Here is a 13,022-nt window from a genome sequence, read left to right on the forward strand (position 1 = left end):
CCTGTCGGGCTACGCCCGACAGGCTCCCGACCATGCTGAACTTCTCACCTTGATTGACGCGCTCCTCTCATCCAGATTGACGCTAGACAGTGCGCTCACCGCCAATGACGGCCCAGTCCTCGCTCCAGTCGAACTGGAACGCTTCGCCGGCGCCGAAGAGCAGCGGCACGAACGTGCCCCTGCCGGTGGTCTGCTGGACGATCTGCAACTCGGCCTTCCAGCTGCGCGCAAACGCTGCAACGCGGTTGTACGAGCCGCTGTAGCCGAGCACTGCCAAATCGGCATGCATCTGCTTGAACGTGCGCCGCTGCTTGCGCGACTTGGCCGCTTCACTCTTCAGCCAGGATCGGAGCTTCTCGGCGAAGACATCGATCTTGCTCGGGCTGATGCGCTTCGCGTAGCTGGGCGCCGCCTCGCCCTCGCGAAGGTACTTGCGGACGGTGTTGCGAGACAGCCCGGTACGCCGGGCTACCTCGCGGATGGACAGTTGCTCGCGCAAGGCCCAACGTCTGATGACACTTAGTGTCGCCACGTCAATCACTCCTGTGCTCCTGCCGCTAAAAGCAGCAGGTTAGGGTTCTTACGTGGGTCGGTTTTTAGATGGAAATTACCCGGGTAACTGGGTCAGTTCTGGATGGAAATCAACAGTCTGGCTGTGCCACTCGGCGCACTGGCCCTCCTGCCCATTGCGCCGATACTTGCTTTTGTGTTTGAGGCCGAAGCAGCCTAGGTATTCCTGGCCGGCGCGGTGGCCATTGGGATCCTGGCCGATTGGGTCCGTCGCTCGACAGAACATCTGGCGTTGCGTTTTGGTCCTGCAGTCGGCGGCCTGTTCAACGAGAGTTTTGGAAGCTTGGCCGAGCTGATCCTCGCCTTCTTTGTGCTGGTTGCAGGCAACGTCGAGGTGGTACGCGCTCATATCACGGGATCGGTTATCGGCACCGGTCTCTTCGGGCTTGGTCTTGCGGTGATGATCGGAACGATAGGCCGGCCTCACCTGCGCTTCAATCGTGCCAAGGCCGGGCAGATGGCGAGCTTGCTGATCCTGGTGACGATCGCGCTTCTCTTGCCCGCCGTTTTTGACTTCGCGGGTCATCATCTGGCCGACGGTGTTGGCCTCGCGGTAAGCGATGAGCGACTGAGCATCGACGTTTCGATTGTCTTGCTGCTTCTCTATGTGGCAAATCTGATCTACACGCTGGTCACGCACCGGGATGTCTTCGTGGCGGCGCATCCGCGCGAAAAAAATGAACAGGCGTCCACTTGGCCCTTGTGGCTGTCTGTCGGCGTTCTTGTCGCAGCCGCTGCGGCCATTGCGCTGGAAGCCCACCTCGTCTCTGGGGCACTTGAAGACACTGCTCAAACCCTCGGCGGGTTCAAACGTGCATTCGGTGCACAGGCCGCAGTCGACACGCCGGAATTCTGGTTCGCAATGCAGATTGCAATGGTGGCAGGGTTCATGACGGCCTATCCAGTCAACTGGTGATTGATCCGGCGTGGCATCAAGGAGAGGATGTGAGGTGCATCGCCAGAAGTCTCCGGCGATGTCGACGACCACCTGAAGAGTCGCTTCGTCCCCGGGTGCGACTTTCTCGCGCGCGCCCGCGACTCTTGGGACGTACCGGCTTTGCTTTGCTGATCACGCCAACGGGACTTAATGGCTTGCTCATGCAGGGGGGCGTATGTCCACTGGCCAGCGCGGCGGCTCCGCCCGCGACCCATTCATCCAGAGCACCATATTCCACGGCACTGTGGCGTGAAGAGCCGGCGCCTGACCGGCAACTTTCCACGCACATTGGGCGCTTTGCGCATGATCCATGCGGCGTTAGCGCTGAGTGCTGCCACCGATAAAACGCGAGCGCAACGGAACGCATACCCGCCCTGAAGGCCGGCGCGCCACGCGGGATCATCCGGGATCAGCGAAGCGTGGCCAGGTAACCGACGATTGCATTCAGCTCGGACGCGCTGAGTCTGACGACCGGCATCTCGCTGCCGGGTTTGACCGTCTGCGTGCTGGCGATCCACTGTTTCAGGAACGAAGGCCCGTTGGGCAACACGCCCGCCGCAATGGTTTTGCGCGTCATGAGGTGCGTCAGGTCCGGACCGACTGCACCGTGGGCTTCGGTGCCTTGAACCGCGTGGCAGCCGGCACAGCTGTTCATGAATATCCGGGCGCCGGCGAGATCCTGCTGCGCGGGGAGACTTGCCGGCCGGCGCTGCGTGTCGACCCAATGCTCGAAGTCGGCGGCGGAATCGACGTCGACGAAGAACGCCATGTGCGCATGCTGCAAGCCACAGTACTCGCTGCATTGGCCGCGATATCGACCGACCTGACTTCCCTGCAACCAGGTCACGTTGGTCTGGCCGGGTATCGCATCCATCTTTCCGCCGAGGGCGGGCACCCAGAACGAATGGATCACATCACCGCTTGAAAGACGGAATCGCACCGGCTGGCCGACGGGTATGTGGATTTCGTTGGCCGTGGTGAGCAGCACGGTGCCACTGACGTCCAGATAGCGCACCCGCCACCAGAACTGGTAGGCCTGGACTTCGATGACAACGCGCGGCGCGGTGCGGGGCGCAGCGATCGTGCTCAAGGTCACGAGCGTCCAGACAGCACAGCCGAACAAAACCAGGGTGGAGACGCCTGTCCCCACGGCAATCCAGCTCAGCCCGGCATTCTTGTGGGACGGTGCCATGGCGTGCTCATCGGCTCGTTCCGATGCACCGTCGCTGCGATGGCGCTTGCGAAAGATCGCCAGCAGCAGCAGCACGGCGATGATGACCACGACAGCGATCGAGACGATGCCCAGGCCCCAGCCGAGGCGGGTGATCGGATCGGCGGCTGGCCCGGCCGTATGGAAGTAGGCCAGTGGCGCGGCGGATTCAGTCACATCGCGCTCCTCGAATTGGCGGCCGGCCGTTCATGGCTTCTCGGCGCTGATCTGCGCGCGGTCCGTCTTGACGCTGCGCGCGGTGACAGGGGGCGCGTTGTTGCCCCATGCGCCCCGCACAAAGCTGGCGACCTCAGCAATCTCTCGGTCGTCGAACTGATCGGCGAACGCTGGCATCGGCTCGATCGCCGGCATGCCCTGGGGCTGCACAGGCTTGCCACCGCTCAGTATCATGTGAATGACCGAAGATGGATCCGCCGCGCGCACCACGCCACTGCCCGCGAGGGCAGGCGCCTTGGCCGGATCGCCCTGGCCGTTGGCCTGATGGCATTTGGCGCAGAAGTTGTTGAAAAGACCGCCACCCGGCACCCGGACGTCGCCGCTCGCGAGCCAGTCGACGGTGCGGTCGGCCCGGGACTGCGCAAGCGACGAGCCGGTGGGTTGCTCCGGCGCCAGCGACTTGAGGTAGATCGAGACGCTGCGGAGATCGCCCTCGTCGAGGTACCCCGTACTCTCGATGACGACTTGCTTCATGGGTCCGAACGCCATGGCCCGGGCCCCATGACCCGTTTTCAAGAACTGGACGAGCTGGCTCTCGCTCCAGGCCTGCAGCCCGCTTGTTCCGGCGCCTGTGAGGTTCGGCGCCAGCCAGTGATCGTTGACGCCACCCACCAAGTACCGGCTCGATGCCTGCGAATAGCCTTGCTCCTGGTAGGCGAGCCCGCGTGGCGTGTGGCACGAGCCGCAATGGCCGAGACCCTGAACAAGGTAGGCGCCACGATTCCATTGCGCGCTGCGTGCGCTGTCGTCACGGTAGGTGCTTCGCTCAAGGAAAAGCAGGTTCCACGCCGCCAGTCCCCAGCGTTGACTGAAAGGGAAGGGCAGGGAGGTTGCTGGCGGCCTGCGATGGACCGGCGCGACGCCGTTCATGAAGTAAGCGTAGAGCGCCCCTATGTCGTCGTTGGATGTCTTCGCGAACGAGGCATACGGCATCGCCGGATACAGATGATGGCGCGGCGACTCGCCCTGGCGCAGGGCCCGGTCGAAGTCATTCAGTGTGTACGTGCCGATGCCGGTTTCACGGTCGGGCGTGATGTTGGTGGAGTAGATCGTTCCGAGTGGCGACTTCAGTGGCAGGCCGCCGGTGAAGGCAGGCGTGCCAGGCACCGAATGGCAGGCAGCGCAGTCGCCCAGCCGGGCCAGGTAGGCGCCGCGCGCGATCAACGCGGCGCTGTCTGGCTTTTGCGAGGTCGTGGTCTGCGCTTGCACTCTGTCGCAGGCGAGCGTCAGAACGCCTGCGAGCGCGAGATGCAAGACGGCGAGAAGAAGGGCGCCGATAGCGCTGCTGCGGTCCGTTCCGCGCCACCGGCCCGACGACCAAGCCACAGGCGAAAAACCAGCTGCGGTGGTCATGCGCGCTGCGTCCTGAGGTCACTGCTGGCAAGCCAGGCGACAAACAGCAGGCACAGCGCCAGCAGGTCCACCAAGGCAGTGACCGACCACATGAGAATGCCCGCCAGTTGCTGGTCTTCGATCGGCGACCACGGACTCCAGGCCGGGGCCACCGCATGCACGCCATACAAGACCTGCGGCGCAAAGATGAGAATCGCCGCCAGCATCGCGTTTTCCATGGCAAATGTGACAAGGAAAATCATGATCGCACCGATAGATAGGCGACCCGCCAGCGGCCCGCCGATTACGACTCGCCAGAACAGGATCGACGTGAGGAAAAATGACAGGTGTTCGAGCGCGTGTGCGACAGGCTGCGTGAACGCCAACGCATAGGGCTTGGGCAGATGCCAGAACCACAGCGCAACACTGACGAGCAGCCATGCCGCCAACGGCGCGCTGAGAAGTTCGACCATCGGACGCACGGCCGGGCTGCGCTGCCACCAGGCGCCGACCCTGAGTCGAAGCGGTCGCGGCATGGCCCATAGTGCGACGACGACGGGCCGGCCCATGATGAGGAGCGGCGGCGCGACCATCATGAGCATCAGATGCTGTGCCATGTGCGCACAGAAGAGCTGATCGCCCCAGGCATCGAGCGGCGACAGAAGAGCAAGCACCAGCACAGCGATACCCGCCGCGAACGAGAGCGCGCACATCGGAGAGTTCTTGGGCAGCCGACGCTCGTGCCACTGGCGCGCGAGGCCCACGAGGTAAATCGCGCTCACGGCTGACAGCAACATGCAGATGAGCGGCTCAAGTTCCCATTCCCAAGGAAGCGCCGCGTTCTGAGCGGAAGCGACGTCAGTAGCGTTGATCATGCGCCGCAACTTGGCACCCAGAGGATGCCCAAGCTGGTAAACAGCAGCACGATTGCGAACAATCCGCTGACCGTGACGCCGCACAGTGCCATGAAGCGCGGCCGCCCTGAGCCGGACTGGATGGCGGCCCCCGGGCTCACGTTCGCCTGCGGACGAGTCGCCTTCCAATTCCCCCAGGCGATCGCGCATCCTCCGATGAGCACGAGCCAAAGCACGACCGAGGCACCACCCACGATCGCTCGCAGGTTGGCCCAGAGCGGCGCCGCAAGGGCCACATCGACCGGATAACAGGCGTGTGCAGCAAGCGCATAGCCGACAAGCACCTGCAGTGCCCACGCGAATGGGGCGATCACAATGCCCGCAAACAGCCGCACGGTCCCAGGAGCCGACTTGCCTGATCGCGTGGGCGGAATTTCGGGGTCGTCGGACACGTGTGCGGCCATGGTGTGCTCAGCGTGCTCAGCGTGCTCAGCTCAGGCGCGGGCTTAGGTAGAGGGTCGCGTAGACCCCGAGCCATACGAGGTCGACAAAGTGCCAGTACACAATGCCGACCGACACCTCGAGGTGCCATCCCTGGGCAAAACGTCCGATCAAATTCCAGAAAAGTAACGCCGAGAGCATGACGAGCCCGACGATCACGTGCGCGCCATGGAAACCGGTGATGACAAAATAGAGCGAGCTGTAGGAACTCGACGCCAACCCGAACGGCCGGGTCGACCACTCGTAGCCCTGGATCGCAAGGAAGACGATGCCGACCACGATGGTGGCGCCGAGGGCAAACGAAAGTCCACGCTGGTTGCCGCCAGCGATGCAGCGTTCGCCGCACCACGCAAGACCGCTGCTCGACAGCAACAACACGGTTCCGATCGAGGCGTTCACAAGGTCGGGCGGCCCGTTCGGCAGCCACGTGCCGGCACTTTGCGAGGCGAGATAGAAATAGCTGAAGAAAAGATAGGCGAAAAGCGAACCCTCGGTGAGGATCAGGAACGCCATGCCCCACCATGCGGTGGACTCCCAATGGGTGCCGCGTATGGGCAGCGGCCGCTCGATGAGCGCTGCGCTATCCATGCTCGCCTCGCGCATGTGCGTCCCGCTTCACCGGCCACAGCCACACGGCCAGTGTCACCCCCAGTGCGAGCGTCCCTAATGCGGCGATCGTGGCCGAATGCAGCAGCAGGCCAACGAATGCCAGCGCCAGGGTCAGTGCGGTGAAGAGTGGTGTCAGTGAATCTCCCGGCATGTGGAGAATCACGTTCGGCACGGCGTCCAGCATGGTGGATCCCAGGGTCTCCCGCCCGTGGTGCAGCAGTGCGCCCTCGTCGATCGACGAACGCCCTGCGAGCGTATCCAGCCTGCCCTCCCAAAGAGGGTGACGACTGGCGATGACGGGGATGACCGCGAAGTTATAGGGCGGCGGTGGCGACGGCACGGCCCACTCCAGGCTGGCGCCATCCCAGGGGTTGGGTCCAGCCTTCGGCCCTTTGCGATAGCCGATCACGACGTCGATCACGAAAAGAACGACACCGGCGGCGAAGACGAAGGAGCCCACCGACGTGACCATGTTGAGGCTGTTCCAGCCCATGTCGGCCCCATAGGTATAGACACGGCGTGGCATCCCGAGCAAGCCCGAGATGTGCATCGGGAAAAAGCCGAGGTTGAAGCCTATGAACATGGTCCAGAAAACCCAGCGGCCCAGTCGCTCGCTCAGCAGACGGCCGGTGAATTTGGGAAACCAGTAGTAGATGCCTCCCACCACCGGAAAAACATTGATACCGAGGAGCACGTAGTGCAGGTGCGCCACCACGAAGTAAGTGTCGGTGAGCTGCCAGTCGAGAGGTACCGCTGCCGTCATGAATCCAGACACGCCGCCCACGACGAAAAGGAACACAAAGCCGGCGAAGAACAGGAATGGCGTCTTGAACACCGGGCGGCCGTACCAGATCGTCGCAATCCAGGCAAACACTGCCACTGCACTTGGAATAGCGATCACGAAGCTCGCCGAACCGAAAAAAGACAAGGACAGCGGTGGCAAGCCGGTGGCGAACATGTGATGGACCCACACGCCGAAGCCAAGGATCATGGTGGAGATGGTGGACAGCGCGACGGCGGTGTAACCGACCAGTGGGCGACGGCAGAAAGTCGGCAGCCCGTCGGAGACGATGCCCATCGCGGGCAGAACGATCGCGTAGACCCATGGGTGCCCGAACATCCAGAAGAGATGCTGCCAAAGCAGCGGTTTGCCGCCCTGCGTGAAATCGAAGAAGTGGGTGCCGAATTGGCGGTCGAGCCACAGCATCAGGAAAGCGAGTGAAACGGCCGGCACGGCGAGTAGATTGCCGACCGAAGCCGTCAGTGTCCCCCACACAAGAATCGGCACGCGATTGATCGACATGCCCGGCGCGCGCGTGCGAAAGAGCGAAACGATGAAGTTGACCGAACCGACCGTCGTCGAGAGGCCGAGAAAGATCATGCCGAGCGCGTACACGTCGATGTTCGGCCCGGGGTTGTACGTCAGCGATGCATACGGAACATAGTTGAACCAGCCGGCGTTAGGCGCCTCGCCCAGCGGAAAGCTTGCATAAAGGAAAATGCCGGCGAGCAGGAAGATCCAATACGACACTGCATTGAGTCGTGGGAAGGCCATGTCCCGCGAGCCGAGCAGCAGTGGCCAGAGAAAGTTGCTAAATCCGGAGAGCACCGGCAGCGCATACAGAAAGATCATGGTGACGCCATGCATCGTGAACAGCTGGTTGTACTGTTCCGGTGTCAGCAGGGTCTGATTCGGTCGCGCCAGTTGGAGGCGAATTACGAGCGCCTCGACGCCGCCGACGAGCAGGAACAGAAATGCCGTCACGAGATAGCGTTTGCCGATCTCCTTGTGGTCGACAGAACTGAGCCACCCGATCCAGCCGGGGCTGGTTTGCCACAGCTGCCTAAGCGCTTTCTCCTGCTCGGAACCGAGCTCGACTTTTCCAATGACCGGTGTCCGAGTCAACGCACCCGGCGATATCCGTCCGCTCGCATCCAGACTCAAAGGTTGGTTCAAAGACGATACCTCTGATCAATGCGAAATCAATGACTGGGCGATTTCAAGCCTGAAGCGCAACGGGGTTGACCGATTGAATCGTAGGGTTGCTGATTGCGGCTTGACTGTCTTCAGACCTCGAGGCCCGCATTGCGACAAACGCGAACCAGGCTGAACTCATGCCGCTGATGCGCCGTTTTTTTGGTCGAAGTGCGTCGGGCACCCGTCCCCAGTTCTGGTTCGGAGGCCAGCCGATCCTCGAGTTCGTGTACGGGCTCGAAGTTGTGGCTCTTCAACGTCGCATAAGCCGCAAGACGGATGTTGCTCGTGCGCTCGACTACCCGGTCGTCGAAACTGACATTCCCTTTGTTGGGCGCCAGCATCTCAAAATCTTGAACGGGTAGCTCTGCTATCAGCGGAAGACGCGCTTGCAGTGGTGTTGCAGGGGGTTTATTTCCGTTCTGCGCTAGGACATTGCCAACCATAAGATTCTCCTGAGAAGGGTTACCTTAAGCACGAAGAATTAAGCTTGACGTAGGACGGCATCCTCTCAAATGAGCGGCAGTTCGTCCCCCATCCCACCCTTCAAAGTTTCGTTCGTCACTTCGGTCGGAATTCGAGATCTGTTCTGGTCAAGGCAACGCTGATTGAGTTCGGAGTTGGCACGCTGCCTGCATCACGGTACTTCGTGAAGCACTGGTTCAACCTGGCCGATGTGGCTTGTCAGGACGCGCTGCTCGAGCGCAGCGCGCTGCGGCGATGCGTCGGCATCGACCTCGGTCGCGAGCAGGTGCCAGATGCGACGACGCTGTTGAAGTTCCGGCGACTGCTGGACAAGCGCGATCTCGGTGCGGCTCTGTTTGCCAAGGTAGGCGAGGTGCTGCAGGTCAATGGCCTGAAGGTTGGCACCGGAACCATCGTGGATGCGACCATCATCGGTGCACCCAGCTCGACAAAGAATGCACAAGGCAAACGCGACCCGGAGATGCGCTCGACCAGCAAGAACAAGCAATGGTTCTTCGGTATGAAGGTGCGCATCGGCGTGGACAGCAAGACGGGTCTGGCGCACAGCGCAGTGGTGACACCGGCGAACGTGTATGACAAGCATCCTTTGCCGGATCTGATGCATGGCGCGGAGACACATCTGTACGGCGACTGCGCCTACTCCTCGCAGCAGGCATTGATCCACTCGAAGGCGCCCAACGCCCAAGGATTGCACCAATCAACGGGTGATTCCCGGCAGTGCGATCGAGGGCCTGGAGAGGATCGTGAACCGGTTGAAGTCCAAGGTGCGCTCACGCGTGAAGCATGTGTTCGCGGTTGTGAAGCGGCTTTGGGGATTCAGCAAAGTGCGCTACCGGGGCTTGACCAAGAATGCCACGCGCGCGTTCATGGTCAAAGGGTTGGCGAACATCTATCTGGCACGCAGGCATCTCATGGGATGAGTACGCCTGCGGGGCGCACAGCAAGCGCCGCTTGGGTGCTACAAGCGGCGATTCGCTTCAGATTAGTGCGATTCGATGGGCGGCGCAGTCGAATGAAGCGCCAATAGCGAGAGTGCCGTCGAAATTGCTGGCTTGTTCAGCATTGCATCAAACCGCATGCGGGAGACGGCTCCCCAGTGAAGCTGGCGGCCTGATCCATCACGGAGGGATGCGTCAACATCGGCTCAGTAAGGCTGTGTCCGCATGGCACACATATTCTGATCAATCATCGAAGACATTCCCAATAAGCGACGAGCGTGATCGCGCCGCATTCTTGGCCGTAACCGGTGGCCGATTTATCACGAAGCGTTCGATTGATCGCGATAACTCGCGACGCCATATCCCGGGACAAATCCGCCGACAAGGTAAACCGCCAAACGCGTGCTGATCGTCATGTCCGTAGTGCTTCTGAACTGCCCTACGCTGCCTGACTTCAGGTAGCGTGCGATGACGTTACTCGAAGACGCAGTGCATGTTCAAGCGCTCATCGCGTCGGCTCACGTTTGATTGCCTCGAACACACGGTCTCGCTGTCCGCAGGCCGCCCATCGAATACCGAGAGAGTCTTGGACTTACGACATAAAACCAGGCCAAGTTTTTATCCGCATCCCCGTTGGGCCAAAGCTCAACCGGCGCCGACATGCCAAGTGCACAACTTTTGCACAGACATTTCTGGTGACTGGCTCGTTGCAAAAGCGTTTGCGAGGGGCAGCGTCACTATCCTACGACGCGGGAGCGTTTTCTCCTATGAGCAGCAGCTCGAAACGCCCACACCGTACTTCGTGGCCAACAGTGGCCGCAATAGCTCGCAACCCCACGCCAGGAGAGATGAAATGGACAGTCCCCGTTTGAGCCGGCGTCGGCTCCTCACAGGCGGAGCGATCGCAGGCGTGATACCGATCGTTTCAGCGGTGACTCTTTCAGGCTCTACTCCATGGCATGAAGGAAGTGCGGACGCTCCGCATGCCGCACTGGTTGCATTACCGGCAGGCTACTTTTTTTTAACCCCCGCAGAAGCAGCGTTTGTCGAAGCAGCCGTGGCGCGGCTGATTCCGAAAGATGACATGGGCCCCGGCGCGATCGAGGCCGGCGTTCCTGGCTTCATCGACAGCCAGTTGGCCGGCGACTATGGGCAGGCGAGTAGCTGGTACATGCAAGGACCATGGCGTGCTGGGGAAAAAACTCAGGGCTACCAGACCCGGATGACACCGGCCGCCCTGTACCGGTCCGCCATCCGCGAAATTGACCATGAAGTCGGCAAGGCACACGACGGCACGCTGTTCCACACGCTGGCGGTAGAAGATCAGGATGCCTGGCTCGATCGACTTGAAAAAGGCGAGGTCTCGCTTCCCACGACAGACGCCAAGACGTTTTTCACGATGCTGCTGCAAAACACCAAGGAGGGGTTCTGGTCAGACCCGATCTACGGCGGCAATCGCGACATGGTCGGGTGGAAGCTCATCGGTTTTCCCGGTGCACGCTACGACCACCGGGAGTTCGTCTCCCATCACAACGAACGCTATCCACTGCCACCGGTTGGCATCAGTGGTCGGCCGGAATGGAAGAAGGGCTGAAATCATGGCAACTAAACTCCCTTCGGTGGATGCCCTGGTCATCGGGTTCGGATGGACCGGCGCCATCCTGGCGCAGGAGCTGACCGACGCCGGTCTGAACGTCCTGGCGCTGGAACGGGGCGTGTGGCGCGACACCACCACCGATTTCGCCACCACGTTTGCGCAGGACGAATTGCGCTATCGCTATCGCGACGGGCTGTTCCAGCCGCCGGCCCATGAAACGCTGACGGTGCGCAACAACATTGCTCAAACGGCGCTGCCCATGCGAAGGCTCGGTTCGTTTCTGCCCGGCATCAACGTAGGAGGCGCGGGCGTTCACTGGAATGGCCAGACCTGGCGCTTTTTGCCAACCGATTTCAATATTCGCAGTCACACCATCGAACGCTATGGCAAGGATGCTATCCCCGACAGCATGACAATCCAAGATTGGGGGGTCAGCTACGAAGACCTGGAGCAGCACTATGACCGATTCGAGTATCTGTGCGGAATCAGCGGTACGGCGGGCAACCTGAACGGGAAGATTCAGCCAGGAGGAAATCCATTCGAAGGCCCGCGCAAGCGCGAATATCCCAATCCGGCGATGACGATGACATTGCCACCGACTTTGTTTGCAAAAGCGGCTGAAGCTGTGGGCTACCACCCTTTTCCGCAGCCGGCGGCCAACATGTCCAGAGCCTATACCAACCCGCTCGGCGTGCAACTTGGGCCGTGCACCTACTGCGGTTTTTGCGAAAAATACGGTTGCGGCAATTACTCCAAGGCGAGTGCGCAGACCACGATCCTTCCGGTGCTGATGCGCAAGTCCAACTTCACGCTGCGCACCGAATCGGAAGTCATAAAGATCAACCTCGATTCGTCCGGCAAGCGCGCACTCAGCGTGACCTATGTGGATGCTGCGGGTCAGGAGTTCGAGCAACCGGCCGATCTGATTTTGCTCACGGCTTACATCCTGCACAACGTTAGACTTCTGTTGGTATCGGGCATCGGCAGACCCTACGATCCGGCGACGGGCGAGGGCGTGATCGGGAAGAACTACGCTTATCAGATCACGTCTTCGGTCAATGTTTTTCACCATGAGAGCACGATTCTCAACCCGTTCATCGGAGCCGGAGCCCATGGCATGGTGATCGATGATTTCAACGGCGACAACTTCGATCATTCGGGACTTGGCTTTGTCGGCGGCGGCTTTATTGCCACTGTCCAGACGGGAGGCCGCCCTATCGAACAAAGCATTACGCCCGAGGGAGTTCCCAAATGGGGTTCCGCGTGGAAAAAGGCGGTTTCCAAAAACTATCTCTCCGCCCAGTCGGTGACGACGCACGGCGCCGTCATGAGTCATCGCGGCAACTACCTTGATCTCGATCCTACCTATCGCGATGTGTATGGGCGGCCGCTGATGCGCATGACGTTTGATTTCACCGATAACGAACACCGGATGTCGGACTACCTGACGGATCGCGCGCACGACATCGCCAAGGCGATGAGTGCGCGTGAATTGAAGGTCAACCGCCGAACGGGCAGTTGGGATGTCGTGCCCTACCAGACCACGCACAATACCGGCGGCGCCATCATGGGAACCGATCCCGCGACGAGTGCGGTCAACCGCTACTTGCAGAGTTGGGATGTTCCGAACCTCTTCGTGTTCGGTGCCAGTGCATTTCCACAGAACGCGGGCTACAACCCGACAGGAACTGTTGCAGCACTTGCTTACTGGTCAGCTTCCGCCATCACCTCGCGTTACCTCAAGGCGCCTGGCCAGTTGCTTGCCTGAAGGAAACG

Annotated in this window: 10 protein-coding genes and 2 pseudogenes; 4 read left to right on the forward strand and 8 right to left on the reverse strand. The window is 61.0% G+C overall.

The features are described from left to right. Positions 1-88: 88 nt before the first annotated feature. Positions 89-541, reverse strand: a pseudogene (locus QN413_RS23175) (IS21 family transposase); the annotation flags it as partial. A 195-nt stretch (positions 542-736) separates the two neighbouring features. On the opposite strand from QN413_RS23175, the gene QN413_RS23180 reads away from it, so the two are divergent. Next, positions 737-1,486 (forward strand): DUF4396 domain-containing protein, encoded by a 750-nt coding sequence (locus tag QN413_RS23180; protein ID WP_323498995.1) that lies wholly within the window; start codon positions 737-739, stop codon positions 1,484-1,486. A 430-nt stretch (positions 1,487-1,916) separates the two neighbouring features. Here QN413_RS23180 and coxB read toward each other — a convergent pair whose 3' ends face one another. The 7 genes from coxB to QN413_RS23215 form a co-directional block, all read right to left on the reverse strand. Continuing rightward, the gene (gene coxB, locus QN413_RS23185; RefSeq protein WP_323498950.1) at positions 1,917-2,894 is read right to left on the reverse strand and encodes a cytochrome c oxidase subunit II; all 978 of its coding nucleotides are present in this window, start codon (positions 2,892-2,894) and stop codon (positions 1,917-1,919) included. 30 nt (positions 2,895-2,924) lie between these two features. Continuing rightward, positions 2,925-4,307: a cytochrome c gene (locus QN413_RS23190; RefSeq protein ID WP_323498953.1), complete on the reverse strand. Its 1,383-nt coding sequence runs from the start codon at positions 4,305-4,307 to the stop codon at positions 2,925-2,927. Beyond that, positions 4,304-5,161, reverse strand: coding sequence for a cytochrome c oxidase assembly protein (locus QN413_RS23195; protein WP_323498954.1), 858 nt, complete (start codon positions 5,159-5,161; stop codon positions 4,304-4,306). The genes QN413_RS23190 and QN413_RS23195 overlap by 4 nt, the downstream gene beginning before the upstream one ends. Then, positions 5,158-5,604 carry a hypothetical protein gene (locus QN413_RS23200; protein ID WP_323498955.1) on the reverse strand — a complete coding sequence of 149 codons (447 nt, stop codon included), beginning with the start codon at positions 5,602-5,604 and terminating at the stop codon, positions 5,158-5,160. The genes QN413_RS23195 and QN413_RS23200 overlap by 4 nt, the downstream gene beginning before the upstream one ends. Before the next feature lie 25 nt (positions 5,605-5,629). Continuing rightward, positions 5,630-6,229 (reverse strand): cytochrome c oxidase subunit 3, encoded by a 600-nt coding sequence (locus tag QN413_RS23205; protein WP_323498956.1) that lies wholly within the window; start codon positions 6,227-6,229, stop codon positions 5,630-5,632. Further along, the gene (gene ctaD, locus QN413_RS23210; protein ID WP_323498957.1) at positions 6,222-8,207 is read right to left on the reverse strand and encodes a cytochrome c oxidase subunit I; all 1,986 of its coding nucleotides are present in this window, start codon (positions 8,205-8,207) and stop codon (positions 6,222-6,224) included. The genes QN413_RS23205 and ctaD overlap by 8 nt, the downstream gene beginning before the upstream one ends. Positions 8,208-8,317: 110 nt before the next feature. After that, entirely contained in the window at positions 8,318-8,671 is a 354-nt protein-coding gene (locus QN413_RS23215) for a hypothetical protein (RefSeq protein WP_323498958.1), read from the reverse strand. A gap of 197 nt (positions 8,672-8,868) precedes the next feature. Here QN413_RS23215 and QN413_RS23220 point away from each other — a divergent pair. From QN413_RS23220 to QN413_RS23230, 3 genes and pseudogenes are all read left to right on the forward strand, one after another. Next, a pseudogene (locus QN413_RS23220) lies at positions 8,869-9,631 on the forward strand (IS5 family transposase); the annotation flags it as partial. Positions 9,632-10,559: 928 nt separating this feature from the next. Next, positions 10,560-11,243, forward strand: coding sequence for a gluconate 2-dehydrogenase subunit 3 family protein (locus QN413_RS23225; RefSeq protein ID WP_323498959.1), 684 nt, complete (start codon positions 10,560-10,562; stop codon positions 11,241-11,243). A 4-nt stretch (positions 11,244-11,247) separates the two neighbouring features. Next, the gene (locus QN413_RS23230; protein ID WP_323498960.1) at positions 11,248-13,014 is read left to right on the forward strand and encodes a GMC family oxidoreductase; all 1,767 of its coding nucleotides are present in this window, start codon (positions 11,248-11,250) and stop codon (positions 13,012-13,014) included. Positions 13,015-13,022 lie beyond the last annotated feature (8 nt).

This window comes from Variovorax sp. LG9.2 (genome assembly GCF_035018885.1).
In the GTDB taxonomy this organism is placed as follows: Bacteria; Pseudomonadota; Gammaproteobacteria; order Burkholderiales; family Burkholderiaceae_C; genus Variovorax.

Excerpts from the sequence above, each read along its gene's own strand:
- QN413_RS23205 (WP_323498956.1), bottom strand. The coding sequence starts at position 6,229 with ATGGATAGCGCAGCGCTCATCGAGCGGCCGCTGCCCATACGCGGCACC.
- QN413_RS23200 (WP_323498955.1), bottom strand. The coding sequence starts at position 5,604 with ATGGCCGCACACGTGTCCGACGACCCCGAAATTCCGCCCACGCGATCA.
- QN413_RS23190 (WP_323498953.1), bottom strand. The coding sequence starts at position 4,307 with ATGACCACCGCAGCTGGTTTTTCGCCTGTGGCTTGGTCGTCGGGCCGG.
- QN413_RS23215 (WP_323498958.1), bottom strand. The coding sequence starts at position 8,671 with ATGGTTGGCAATGTCCTAGCGCAGAACGGAAATAAACCCCCTGCAACA.
- QN413_RS23230 (WP_323498960.1), top strand. The coding sequence starts at position 11,248 with ATGGCAACTAAACTCCCTTCGGTGGATGCCCTGGTCATCGGGTTCGGA.
- QN413_RS23195 (WP_323498954.1), bottom strand. The coding sequence starts at position 5,161 with ATGATCAACGCTACTGACGTCGCTTCCGCTCAGAACGCGGCGCTTCCT.